General features: G+C 34.5%; 11 protein-coding genes and 1 pseudogene. 7 read left to right on the forward strand and 5 right to left on the reverse strand.

From position 1 onward, the window contains the following. Positions 1 to 3 precede the first annotated feature (3 nt). From H3S88_RS02100 to asd, 6 genes and pseudogenes are all read left to right on the forward strand, one after another. Positions 4 to 1,083, forward strand: coding sequence for an SIS domain-containing protein (locus H3S88_RS02100; RefSeq protein WP_065738078.1), 1,080 nt, complete (start codon positions 4 to 6; stop codon positions 1,081 to 1,083). A gap of 2 nt (positions 1,084 to 1,085) precedes the next feature. Further along, a complete protein-coding gene (locus tag H3S88_RS02105; protein WP_198227353.1) occupies positions 1,086 to 2,084 on the forward strand; it encodes an SIS domain-containing protein in 999 nt (332 codons plus the stop codon). Between the two features lie 17 nt (positions 2,085 to 2,101). Next, positions 2,102 to 2,533, forward strand: coding sequence for a PTS sugar transporter subunit IIA (locus H3S88_RS02110; protein WP_065738080.1), 432 nt, complete (start codon positions 2,102 to 2,104; stop codon positions 2,531 to 2,533). A 266-nt stretch (positions 2,534 to 2,799) separates the two neighbouring features. Next, positions 2,800 to 3,819: pseudogene (locus tag H3S88_RS13230) on the forward strand (hypothetical protein). Beyond that, positions 3,816 to 4,814 carry a prolyl oligopeptidase family serine peptidase gene (locus tag H3S88_RS02125; RefSeq protein WP_198227359.1) on the forward strand — a complete coding sequence of 333 codons (999 nt, stop codon included), beginning with the start codon at positions 3,816 to 3,818 and terminating at the stop codon, positions 4,812 to 4,814. The pseudogene H3S88_RS13230 and the gene H3S88_RS02125 overlap by 4 nt, the downstream one beginning before the upstream one ends. 176 nt (positions 4,815 to 4,990) lie before the next feature. Further along, positions 4,991 to 6,094, forward strand: coding sequence for an aspartate-semialdehyde dehydrogenase (asd, locus tag H3S88_RS02130; protein WP_025316790.1), 1,104 nt, complete (start codon positions 4,991 to 4,993; stop codon positions 6,092 to 6,094). Between the two features lie 50 nt (positions 6,095 to 6,144). On the opposite strand, the gene H3S88_RS02135 is transcribed toward asd, so the two are convergent. From H3S88_RS02135 to nagB, 3 genes are read right to left on the reverse strand one after another with little or no spacing between them, the layout of a single operon-like run. Further along, positions 6,145 to 7,377: an ROK family protein gene (locus H3S88_RS02135; protein ID WP_198227361.1), complete on the reverse strand. Its 1,233-nt coding sequence runs from the start codon at positions 7,375 to 7,377 to the stop codon at positions 6,145 to 6,147. A 35-nt stretch (positions 7,378 to 7,412) separates the two neighbouring features. Next, positions 7,413 to 8,555 carry an N-acetylglucosamine-6-phosphate deacetylase gene (gene nagA, locus H3S88_RS02140; RefSeq protein WP_198227363.1) on the reverse strand — a complete coding sequence of 381 codons (1,143 nt, stop codon included), beginning with the start codon at positions 8,553 to 8,555 and terminating at the stop codon, positions 7,413 to 7,415. Between the two features lie 11 nt (positions 8,556 to 8,566). Then, positions 8,567 to 9,373 (reverse strand): glucosamine-6-phosphate deaminase, encoded by an 807-nt coding sequence (gene nagB, locus H3S88_RS02145; RefSeq protein WP_198227365.1) that lies wholly within the window; start codon positions 9,371 to 9,373, stop codon positions 8,567 to 8,569. Between the two features lie 246 nt (positions 9,374 to 9,619). Here nagB and nagE point away from each other — a divergent pair, with 246 nt between their 5' ends. Next, the gene (nagE, locus tag H3S88_RS02150) at positions 9,620 to 11,113 is read left to right on the forward strand and encodes an N-acetylglucosamine-specific PTS transporter subunit IIBC (protein ID WP_198227367.1); all 1,494 of its coding nucleotides are present in this window, start codon (positions 9,620 to 9,622) and stop codon (positions 11,111 to 11,113) included. Positions 11,114 to 11,304: 191 nt separating this feature from the next. Here the strand turns inward: nagE and tusC are convergent, their stop codons facing one another. Together tusC and tusD are read right to left on the reverse strand one after the other, a co-directional pair. After that, positions 11,305 to 11,658, reverse strand: coding sequence for a sulfurtransferase complex subunit TusC (gene tusC, locus H3S88_RS02155; RefSeq protein WP_198227369.1), 354 nt, complete (start codon positions 11,656 to 11,658; stop codon positions 11,305 to 11,307). A 29-nt stretch (positions 11,659 to 11,687) separates the two neighbouring features. Then, positions 11,688 to 12,056: a sulfurtransferase complex subunit TusD gene (gene tusD, locus H3S88_RS02160; protein WP_232352458.1), complete on the reverse strand. Its 369-nt coding sequence runs from the start codon at positions 12,054 to 12,056 to the stop codon at positions 11,688 to 11,690. Between the last annotated feature and the right edge of the window lie 8 nt (positions 12,057 to 12,064).

A 12,064-nucleotide genomic window follows, 5' to 3' on the forward strand; every position in this document is an offset into this window, starting at 1 on the left:
AAAATGAAAAGTATCGCTGATTATGTTGCATTAGAGCCTGAATATTATCAGAACATCTTGGATAATTATCAAACACTGTTCACCCAACATATTGACTTAGGTAAAATTAAACAACTTAACTCAATTGTCATATTTGCAACAGGTTCAAGTTCTAATGCAGCTTATGGTGCAAGATCTTTAATGAGTAAGATCTTAAAGGTACCTGTTTATATTGAGGATCCATCAATCGCTGCTAATTATTTACACTACAGTGATCCTAATACTTTGTATTTTGCTATTTCACAAGGTGGTGAAAGTTATTCAACTATTCATTTAGTTGAAGAATTTATAAAAAATAACCAAACCATCTATACGCTCACAAGCAATCCCAATAGCCCATTGTATAAAATTAGTAATCATGTGTTATCTATGGGAATTCCAGTTGAGGAAATGCCTTATGTAAGTGCGGGTTATAGCGTAACCATTCTTGATTTAATATTGATTTCCTTAGTGATTGCTCAAAAAAAGGGTAGTTTGAATGATCAACAATTTAATAGTTATCTGGATCAACTTCAGAAAGTAACCCATTTACTTCCTAAAGTCATTGAACAATCCCAAATGTGGGTTAATCAATACCAACATCAGTTTTATCACGCTAAAAGAGTAATATTTATTGGTTATGGTGCAACCTACGGAGTTGCTAGAGAAGGCGAAACAAAATTTACCGAAACCGTACGTAATACCGCTTTTGGTAAGGAACTCGAAGAATACATGCATGGCCCATATTTAGGATTACATGAGGATGATCATATCGTGTTTCTTGAGCCCCACGGCCAGTTAGCTCAACGAGCGAACTTACTGAAAGTTTTTTTAGACAAATATGTTAAAAATGTCTCAACCATTTACGCCAACAGCAGTAACAATCTTAAAGAAGAGGACTTGTGCCTTAATGTCGATATAGATGAATTATATGCATCATTGTTTATGACTGTCCCTATTCATCTATTAAGTTACCAAGTTTCAAGATTAAAAGGTCATAACCTTGAAAAATCAACCTATCCAGAATTTGATGAAATAACTAGCTCGAAAATTAAGAGGATCTAAAAATGAGAAAATATGATGAAAAGAAAGAATTAGACAGCATGAATGGTGCTTTAGCATTAAGACCACAAATTAATGAATTTATCGATAAAATCCACGAGCGTGGTTATAGCAATGTTTGTTGGTTAGGTATTGGTGGTACTTATGCATCATCAATGCAAGCGGTTATCCATATGAAAGAAAAAACAGCCATTGAAACTTTCGTTCAACATGCTGCTGAATATTTAGTCACAGGCAACAAACGTATCACTAAAGACACATTGATTATTATTTCTTCTGTAACAGGTACAACACAAGAAGTTGTTGCTGCTATTGATAAAATTAAAAAAGAAGTTGGTTCAACTGTATTCGCTTTCATGGATAAAGCAGATACTCCATTAGGAAATATGTCAGATCATGTAGTTGTTTACCCAATGAATGAACAATTAAAATTCTTTATGACAGCGGATCGTTTAATGTTTTTAGCAGGTGAATTCCCTGATTATGATGAGTTTTATCAAGAAATGGATCAACATTTTGCCAAAAATATCGTTGCTGTTGCGAAAAAAGCCGATAAATTTGGTCAAGAAGTTGCTGAAAAACACCATAACGACTCAATGCACTATTTTGTTGGTGCGGGTAATCAATGGGGTGCAACGTACTCTCATGCCATGTGTTATTGGGAAGAACAACATTGGTTACGCTCAAAATCAATTGAATCAGCCGAATTTTTCCATGGTACGTTAGAAGTTATCGACCGTGACACTGCAGTCACGGTTTATGTTGGTGAAGATACTCAGCGCCCATTAAGTGAAAGAGTGGCTAAATTCTTACCTCAGATCTGTGGTAATTACACCATTATCGATACCAAAGATTATGAGTTACCAGGCATATCAGAAAAATATCGAGGAAACCTTTCACCATTTGTTTTCCGTGCTATTAATAACCGTATTGATGCTTATGTTGAACATTTAAATCGTCATCCAATGTCAATCCGTCGTTATTATCGTTGTTTAGATTACTAAAATAGGAACTTAAATCGATGATTTCTGTATTAGTCAGTACACATGGTTCAACAGCGAAAGGTTTAATTGAAACAACTGAAATGATTTGTGGTAAACAATCTCAGTGTGAAGCAGTTTCGTTTGCAATGGGACAATCAACAGATGATTTTCAACAACAACTGCAACAAAAGCTAGAAGAGTTACAAGGTTTTGGCTCAGAAATTGTATGTTTTGTTGATTTAAAAGGTGGGACACCATTTAATACTTTAGTTAGATTGATGGCTGATTTTCCTAATATAGAAATAGTCACTGGTGTAAATGTCCCCATGTTGTTAGAAACTTTTATGCAACGTGATGAAGTAAATCTGCCAACATTGTTACCCGATATTATACAAGCCGGAACTCAAGGTATTGAGCGGTATAATATGGCCTCAATGAGTGTAGATGAATCAAGTGATGAAGATTTCTAAAATCGACAACTCGCCAAACTTAAATAAGCCCGAATTATCGGGCTTTTTTTATCAAAATAAATTATTTAAATAGCAATAATAATCTATAAGTATTGGTAAATTGTGAGTCAATACGAATAAATAATAATAACCGTTTGATATATCATGATATAAATGATAGAAATAGGTGATTATTTAAGCTTCATTTTTTATAAATATGATAAAGGGAAACGGTAATGTTCTTATTCAAAAAATATTTTTATATCATTATCATCTTTTTATCATTAATGAATTGCATTAGTTGTGTATCTAAAAACTCTTATTCATCAGTCGACAACTATGGTTGGATGGAAACCGATCAAGCACGAACCAATGAATGGTTATTAACAAAGTCACATGAAACCCAAAAAATACTTAATGCTCTACCTTGGAAAGCTTCTGTAGTAAAACGATTTAATACCTTAACAGCCTATGATTCCCAACCAGTCATATGGAATATTCAATATGTTGGCGATAATTGCTTTTATCTAAAAGAAACGGAGAACCATCCTTATAACCGTTTGTTTGTTAAAGATCGACTTGGCAAAGAAAAATTATTAGTCGATCCGCCAGTAGGATATGGTATATATAATTTCTACCCATCAAATGATGGTAAGTATGTTGCTTATGCTATTTCTTAAAATGGCTCTGAAGTTTCAGATATCAATGTGATTAATGTAAAAAATAGCTCACATCTATCCGATAGCATATCCGGTATTACTGAACCCAATTTAGTATGGACGAATGATAATGCATCTTTTTTCTATCATCGTAATGATTTTGCTGATTCTGATAATCGGAAGTCGGGAACGGAAGAACTTTATCTTCATCGTTTAGGCACCAATATTGAAAAGGATATGGCTATTTTTGGCAAAGCCAATATTGTGAATTATCAAGCTAATACTGACCAATATACCGACTTATCTCTATCTGCCAATTGGGCAGTTGCTTCAGTGGAATCTTCAATATCTGGTGATACCATAGATTTGTATTTAACCAACTATACTTCTAATAGGGAAAACAAACATTGGAAAAAGATCATCGATAGAAAACAAAATGTAGCGAATTTTTTGTTGCGAGATAATTGGCTTTATTTGGCTAAATATAACAACTTTTCAGGTTATACTCTTTCTCGATTAGACCTTAATCATATTCAATCTCGAGAAGAAAAAATAATTGAATGGAAAAAAGGTCAATTGACTCGGTTTGCAGCCAGTAAAGATGCTATTTATCTGCTTATTATGAATCTGGAAAGTATAAATTCGTGACTATTCCTTTTTCCGATCTGCATAACATAAAACCGATTCCTATTAGTGATGATAATAAGGTAACGGCTATTTTTTCTAGTTCAGATCACAAAGAGATTTTATTTACCCAACAAAATTGGAATATACCACCAAAAATATGGCAATATGATCCTGATAGTCAGTTAATTGAAGATTCTAAAATAATAAAGACTGATGCATCACTATTTGCAGATTATGAATCAGAGCAAAAATGGGTTAAATCCAATGATGGCGAACTCATTCCACTTACCCTTATTCATCGAAAAGGAATCAAACTTGATGGCAATAATCCAACTTGGTTAACGGTTTATGGAGCTTATGGCGAAAGTAATTATCCTAATAATTATGATACCACCCGTTTAATTTGGCTTGAGAAAGGTGGAATTATTGCTATTGCCCACGTTCGTGGTGGTGGAGAACTCGGACCTAAATGGCATCATGATGGAAAAGGAAAAAATAAAATAAATTCAGTCAATGATTTTATCAAATGCGCAAAATACCTTATTGATCATCATTACACAAACTCATCCAAGCTAGTCATTAGTGGCGCCAGTGCTGGTGGCATTGTAATTGGCATGGCATTAGCAACACATCCGGAACTTTTTGCCGCCGCATCAATCACTTCAGGTATGTTGAATATGAGCCGTTTAGATCAAATACCAATTGGTCGTGTAAATTTTCCGGAATTTGGTTCACCTTTTAATAAGCAGGAATTTAATAATCTGCAAACAATCGATGCTTATCTTAATCTACGTGAAGATGTTAACTACCCACCAGTTATGCTTTCGGTCGGATTGAAAGATGAGCGTGTATTTCCTTGGCAGAGTGCAAAATTTTCAGCTCGACTTAATGAGATTAATCACACCTCTTTAGACGAACAGGTCTTGGTAATTGCTAATGAAGATGCTGGCCATTTTGTTAATAATTTTGTCAATATAGTGGTGTTTTTTATGTGGAAAACCAATATTACTGACTAGCTTATGATATGCTAGTTCTCGTATAACATTCAGTTTTGCCTATAAAATCATATATAACACCACGTTATCATATCCGCTACTACAAAAATAATTCTTATCTTACTTGTTTTATTACAATATTTTGTTTTAATAGTAGATAATCTTTACCTATAACATCTACTTATTGGAAATAAACTATGAAAAATGTTGGTTTTGTCGGTTGGCGAGGAATGGTTGGTTCTGTTCTTATGCAACGAATGGTTGAAGAACATGATTTTGATTATATCAACCCTGTTTTCTTTTCTACATCACAAGCTGGTCAAGCTGCGCCTACTTTTGGCGGTAAAACAGGAACATTACAAAGTGCAGATAATATTGATGCGTTAAAAGCATTAGATATTATTGTGACCTGCCAAGGTGGTGATTACACGTCTGAAATTTATAAAAAATTACGTGCAACAGGCTGGCAAGGTTACTGGATTGATGCCGCATCAACTCTACGAATGGAAGATGATGCTATTATTGTTCTTGATCCTGTAAATAAAGCTAACATCCATGCCGCTTTAGACAAAGGAATAAAGACCTTTGTTGGTGGTAACTGTACGGTAAGTTTGATGTTAATGTCACTCGGTGGATTGTTCGCAGAAAATTTAGTTGATTGGATATCTGTTTCTACTTACCAAGCGGCTTCTGGTGGTGGTGCTCGTCATATGCGCGAGTTATTAACACAAATGGGAATGCTTAATGCTGAAGTAGCTAAAGAACTACAGGATCCTAATTCTTCTATCTTAGATATAGAACGCAAAGTTACCCAAAAAATGCGAGATGGTAGCTTACCAACGGATAATTTTGGTGTTCCATTAGCTGGTAGTTTAATTCCTTGGATCGATAAAGCTTTAGATAATGGTCAAAGTAGAGAAGAATGGAAAGGTCAAGCTGAAACGAATAAAATTTTAGGTACTAGCGAAATTATCCCTGTTGATGGACTTTGTGTGCGTATCGGTGCATTACGCTGTCATAGCCAATCATTCACAATTAAGTTGAAAAAAGACATCAGTGTTCCAGAAGTTGAAAAATTACTTGCTGCGCATAACGATTGGGTTAAAGTTGTTCCAAATGATCGTGAACTTTCAATGCGAGAACTCACTCCTGCTGCTGTTACAGGTACATTAACTACACCTGTTGGACGTTTACGCAAACTTAATATGGGTAAAGACTATTTATCTGCCTTTACTGTTGGCGATCAGTTATTATGGGGTGCAGCCGAACCATTAAGAAGAATGCTTCGTATCTTAGCTTAATCAACAAAAAAGCCCGGTTAACGGGCTTTTTACGCTATAAATAAATGCCATTATACAGTTATATCGTTTTCGAGTAATATCATTAATAATGAACCATTAAATAAAGCTTGTTGCACCAATGCAAATGCACCAATTGCCGAACGGTCATTGAGTGATGAACAATTGATAGTAAGATTTTTTCTTAACTCTTCTAAGCTTTGTGCATTTAACGCGCAGTTTACCGCATTTAACAATATTTCTGATGATTTAGTTAATTCACCCGCTAACACGATTTGTTGTGGATTAAAGATATTGACCATAATAGCAACTGCACGACCTAGATTTTCACCCGCATCTTTGATTAACTTGATGGAAAGTTCATCACCTTGATTTGCATAATGACAAATATTAGCAATACTGCATTCATCCAGAGATAATTGAGTTGGGTAGCCTTGTTCAATCATCTGTTTGGCTCGATGCTCAATCGCATTATTAACCACTCGATTTTCTAAACAACCAAAATTGCCACAATGGCAGCGTTCACCTAACGCATCGACTTGAATATGACCAACTTCACATGCACTTTGATTATGATTAGTTAGTAATTGTTGATTAATAATAACACCAGAACCGACTCCTCGATGGACACGTATTAAAATAGAATCATCCACATTCTGTGTCGTACCAAAATAGCTTTCAGCCAATGCCAAACTTTGAATATCATTACCTAAAAAAATTGAAACATTAAATTGTTTTTGTAACTCTTTAGCTAATGGCCATTCTTTAACTTGAATGTGAGGCATATAACGAATCATACCATGTAAAGAATCAATCAATCCAGGAAGTACGACTGATATAGCAATAAGATTTTTTATTCTTTTATTATTTTCTTGAATAAATTGCTCAATTAATTTAATCAGATATTTTTGCGCAAGCTCCTGCATAAAATGCGTTAATGGATATACATTCGATGCTAAACAGCGACCACCAATATCATAAAGTTCAATTGTTACATGTGAACGACTGAGCTGAACAGCAATAGTCTGATAATTGTTAAATTTAGCTTCAATTGAAACAGCAGGACGCCCTCCCGTTGACTGTTGTGCATCAACTTCTCTAATCAGTTTTTTTTTAATTAGTTGGCGAGTAATCTTAGTAATGCTGGCTGGTGCTAAATGGCTAATTTCAGCTAATTGAATACGAGAAATAGGAGCATGCTGAACGATCAAACGATAAATCATAGCGTAATTTAGCTGTTTGATCAGATCAGCATTTCCAACTAAGTTTAGATAATTAAAGGTCATACGATATCTCAATATTTCATTAATTATCTTACATTCTAGCCGTTGATCTCTCCATTAACAACCGTTTTAGTAATAGTAAAGTTACGATCAAAGATAACTAAGTTGGCTATTTTACCTTCACTAACGCTACCAAGGGTTTTATCAACACCGATTGCTTTCGCTGGATAAAGGGTTGCCATTCTTAATGCTTCGTCCAATGCAATACCAACATATTCGACTGCATTTTTTACTGCATCAATCATGGTTAAAGCTGAACCGCCTAATGTACCTTTTTCATCTACACAACGACCATCTTTATAATAAATGGTTTTACCTGCAAATACCGCTGATGTTAAATTTGACCCAGCCAGCAACATAGCATCAGTAATTAATATCAAGTGATCTTGTTTGATTTTATGGCTGTTTCGGATATTTGCCCAGCTAACATGTTGTCCATCGGCAATAATACCAACATAAACGTCAGGTTCATCATAAATTGCACCAACTACACCTGGTTCGCGCCCAGTAATATATGGCATAGCATTAAATAAATGTGTACCTAAACGAATACCAGCATTAAAACCTCGACGGCAATCATCGTAATGACCGTTGGAATGGCCAACTGAAACATGAATACCAGCATTAACCAATTGTTTAATAAAATGAGCTTCAACTTTTTCTGGTGCTAAAGTAATAATTTTAATAACATCGGCATTATCACAAAGGAAGTCGATCATTTCTTGAGATGGTAGACGGATGATATTTTCATCATGGATACCTTTCTTCTCAGGATTGATATAAGGCCCTTCAAGATGTAAACCCAATGCTTGGTTAGGATGTTTAACTAAGTATTCACGCATCACTTTTACCGCTTTTATCATAAATTCATCTGTTGATGTGATTAAAGTCGGTAAATAGCTAGTACACCCATAAGCAAGATTAGTCTCTTGCATTTTTTCTAATGTTTCAACGCTTAACGCATCAAGTGTTTCATTAAATTGCACACCACCACAACCATTTACTTGGATATCAATAAACCCAGGCGCAACAATAGCACCTTGTAAATCTTCAATAGTGATATTTGCAGATAGTTCGTCTTGTTTACAGATCTTAGCAATCTTATCGCCGTCGATAATAACGGCGTGATTTTCAAGAATTTCATAACCTGTATAGATACGACAATTTGTTAATGCGTACATTGGTTTATCCTTTATAAAACGGTCACTTTTAGATTATCAGCTTCCATTTGTTTAAAATATTTTAAGGTTTTTACTTTAAGATCATCAGTACTTGGCTCATCACAAACAATAAGCGATGCTGGATGCATTTGTAATGCAGTCACAGTCCAAAGATGATTAACCGAACCTTCAACTCCTGCTTGCAGTGCTAAACTCTTATTATGACCACAAACTAATAAAATGACTTCTTGTGCATCCATTAAAGTTGCAACACCAATAGTCAATGCATGTTTTGGCACTTGGTTAACATCATTATTAAAAAAACGGGAGTTAGCAATTCGTGTATCTTCGGTTAATGTTTTAATGCGAGTACGAGAGCAAAGCGAAGAGCCTGGTTCGTTAAAAGCAATATGTCCATCTTGCCCAACACCGCCAACAAACACATTGATCTTACCATAACTTTTAATTTTTTCTTCATACTGACGGCATTCTTCGTCAATATCTGCTGCATTACCATTTAATATATGGATGTTGTTTTTATCAATATCAATATGGTTAAAGAAATTTTCATACATAAATGTGTGATAACTTTCTGGATGATCCTCTGGAAGTCCTACATATTCATCCATATTAAACGTAACCACATGTTTAAAACTTACCTTGCCTGCTTGATATTGTTTAATAAGTTGTTCATACATGACCAATGGTGAACTTCCTGTTGGTAATCCCAAAACAAACGGACGATCAGCTGTCGGTTTGAAATCATTGATTTTTTTTACAATGCGCTGCGCCACCCAGGCCCCAACTTCTTGTGCATTTTGTAAAGGAATAAGCCTCATGCGATAATACCTCTTTTGATATAATTAAATAACTTTTTTTTATAAATAAAATATGTTGACTGTATTTTACTATATTAACTAAATTAATCAAAAAAAATCGTGACATAAATCACATAAAATGCATAATTAATTTGCGAAGTAAAATAATATAAGGTGAAATAGGATCGATCGTTTACTACTATTTGAAAATGTATAATAAAAGATCATTTTTAAATATAGTTTTAATAAATATATGAGGTTAAACTAATGGGAATTTTAGCTTATATGCAACGTATTGGGCGCTCGCTTATGGTGCCAGTTGCTGTATTGCCTGCTGCTGCAATACTTATAGGAATAGGGAATTGGATTAATGGTATGCCATGGGGCTCCGGTAGCATTGTTGCAACATTTTTAACTCAATCTGGTGGTGCTATTATCGGTAATATGGCAATATTGTTTGCAATTGGTGTGGCTTACGGTATGTCTAAAGACAAAGATGGCGCGGCAGCGTTATCGGGATTAGTCGGATTTTTAATTATTACCACACTTTTATCAACTAAGTCATATGCCCTTTTTAATGGGATTGATATTGAACAAGCTGGTTGGGAAAAATTAGTACCACTTGCATATGACAAAATTAATAATCAATTTATTGGGATATTAGTTGGGGTTATTTCTGCGGAAATTTACAATCGATTTAATTCGGTCGAATTACATAAAACGTTAGCTTTTTTCAGTGGTAAACGTTTAGTCCCGATTATTGTATCTATTGTAATGCTCTTGGTTTCCTTTATTTTATATTTTATCTGGCCAATGGTTTTTAGTATTTTGACTTCATTTGGTGAACAAATCAAAGATTTAGGTTCAGCTGGAGCAGGTATTTATGGTTTCTTTAACCGTCTACTAATTCCTGTTGGTTTACACCATGCGCTAAATTCAGTATTTTGGTTTGACGTAGCAGGTATTAATGATATTGGTAATTTCTTGCAACCGGAAAAAAGTCTTGCGGCGGGTACGGCAACGATAGGGATTACTGGCCGTTATCAAGCAGGTTTCTTCCCAATTATGATGTTTGGTTTACCTGGCGCAGCATTAGCTATGTATCATACAGCGAAAAAAAGGAATAAAGATAAAACGGCTTCAATTATGTTAGCAGCTTCTTTCGCCGCTTTCTTTACTGGTATTACTGAACCGTTAGAATTTGCCTTTATGTTTGTAGCGCCAGTGCTTTATTTAATTCATGCTATTTTAACTGGTATTTCTCTATTTATTGCTGCAACTATGCAATGGATATCTGGATTTGCATTCAGTGCTGGTTTAATCGACATGTTACTGCAATCAGGCAACCCATTAGCTGTTCATTGGTACATGCTAATCCTTCAAGGTTTAGTGTTCTTTGTTGTTTACTATGTAGTTTTCCGTTTTGTGATTGTTAAATTCAATTTAAAAACACCTGGACGTGAGGATGATGATAGTGCGGACACCACAGTAGAAGAAACACAACAAAAAGCAACAACAAGTGATTTATCAACACTTGCTCAGCAATATTTAGCAATCGTTGGTGGTAAAGAAAATCTAACCAATATTGATTCTTGTATCACACGTTTACGTTTAAGTGTAAAAGACACAGATCTAATTGATGAACAAGCGGCAAAAGCTCTTGGCGCTATGGCAGTAATTAAATTAGGGAAAACAGGTGTACAAATTGTAGTTGGTCAGCAAGCAGAAAAAATCGCCAATCATATGAAAGAATTAGTATAGTAAAAAGTTAATAAAATTATATTAATAAAATAATCCACAATATTTATACAGTATAAAAAATAGCGTGGATTATTTATTTTGCCTCATCCAATCTCATAAAAATTACGTTAATCCTAATCCATTAGCTGTCTCTTTTTATAAATCTTGTTTGTAAAAAAGTTTCAGATTATCTATACGTTTCAGTATAAAAATTAGAATGTTAAGATTACATCTTGGATATTTAATAATTGATTTAATGATTGGTTATTAATAACTTTACAAGCAATATTCTGTGTTACCTTAGCAAGGTTTCGTGTATTAAGTGAAGATTCGCATACATAAACATCTTCAATATCATAAAGTTCAAGCATATTAAATGTCGCAATATAATCACGCATTAAAATGTGTTCTGGAGATTGATTAGGCAACAGATGGAATACACCATCATCAATAAAAAAAACAGAAATATGATTAAATGCGGATGCAGCTAAGGCTATATCCAATGCTTCTCGACCTTTAGCACTGCCATGAGGTGGTGAACTAATAATAATTGCGACTTTTTTCATTTACCAGCCTTAATACTAAAATTTTAATACTAAAATTGAATAGTTCGATCTGTTTCTGCAATAGATGCACTTAATTCACCAAGCCCAGTTAACTGAAAACAATCAGCAAGATTCGTTTCAATAACACCTCGTCTTTGAGCGGCAGCGACACAAATAGTTAACGTTAAACAATACTCTTTTGCCAACGCCTGCCATGCCGATACTAAATCAAATTCATCACTAGCGGGATCGGTAAACTTATTACCATTATAGATACCATCTGCATAAAAAAAGATATTTTTAATTGTATGGGAAGTTTTGGATAGCAAAGTTTGTGCAAATTGATAGGCACAATAAGCAGATTGGGTCCCATATGCGGGACCCATAACAACAAGTGTATAACTTAATGAATCAGTCAAAATTAGTC

Origin of the sequence: Gilliamella sp. B14448G11, from assembly GCF_016101765.1 — a bacterium.
GTDB classification, from domain to species: Bacteria; Pseudomonadota; Gammaproteobacteria; order Enterobacterales; family Orbaceae; genus Gilliamella; species Gilliamella apicola_N.

Coding starts and splice junctions, on each gene's coding strand:
- H3S88_RS02100 (WP_065738078.1), top strand. CDS start 4: ATGAAAAGTATCGCTGATTATGTTGCATTAGAGCCTGAATATTATCAG.
- H3S88_RS02105 (WP_198227353.1), top strand. CDS start 1,086: ATGAGAAAATATGATGAAAAGAAAGAATTAGACAGCATGAATGGTGCT.
- H3S88_RS02110 (WP_065738080.1), top strand. CDS start 2,102: ATGATTTCTGTATTAGTCAGTACACATGGTTCAACAGCGAAAGGTTTA.
- asd (WP_025316790.1), top strand. CDS start 4,991: ATGAAAAATGTTGGTTTTGTCGGTTGGCGAGGAATGGTTGGTTCTGTT.
- H3S88_RS02135 (WP_198227361.1), bottom strand. CDS start 7,377: ATGACCTTTAATTATCTAAACTTAGTTGGAAATGCTGATCTGATCAAA.
- nagA (WP_198227363.1), bottom strand. CDS start 8,555: ATGTACGCATTAACAAATTGTCGTATCTATACAGGTTATGAAATTCTT.
- nagB (WP_198227365.1), bottom strand. CDS start 9,373: ATGAGGCTTATTCCTTTACAAAATGCACAAGAAGTTGGGGCCTGGGTG.
- nagE (WP_198227367.1), top strand. CDS start 9,620: ATGGGAATTTTAGCTTATATGCAACGTATTGGGCGCTCGCTTATGGTG.
- tusC (WP_198227369.1), bottom strand. CDS start 11,658: ATGAAAAAAGTCGCAATTATTATTAGTTCACCACCTCATGGCAGTGCT.